This window comes from Halomonas sp. SIMBA_159, from assembly GCF_046536035.1.
GTDB lineage: Bacteria > Pseudomonadota > Gammaproteobacteria > Pseudomonadales > Halomonadaceae > Vreelandella > Vreelandella venusta_A.
The window spans coordinates 1-300 of the sequence record NZ_JAWJBT010000303.1 but is presented as its reverse complement, the minus strand read 5'-3'; the positions used below and the strand labels follow the sequence as shown (position 1 = coordinate 300).

Genomic DNA, 300 nt, shown 5'->3' with positions numbered 1-300 from the left:
GAGAAGTTCTTCGGACCGACAGAGGGAACGCTCCTCATCAAGAATCTGCGTGGCGTCGTCACAGGGCGATTGGGAGAAGCGCTGCGCGAAGTCGAGACGGTGCTCATCAAGGGCGACCGCATCGTCGAGATCGGTGGTTCCGCTGACGCGGATGCCGACGTCGTGATCGACGCGAAGGGCGCGGTCGCACTTCCGGGACTGTTCGACACGCACACTCACTTCTCGATCGGCGACTTCAACCCGACGCAGAACACGATCGGCTTCATCGCGAGCTACATGCACGGTGGGGTGACGTCGATG

Annotated in this window: 1 pseudogene; it reads left to right on the top strand. The window is 61.7% G+C overall.

The features are described from left to right. A pseudogene (locus R0J87_RS19395) lies at window positions 1-300 on the top strand (hypothetical protein); the annotation flags it as partial.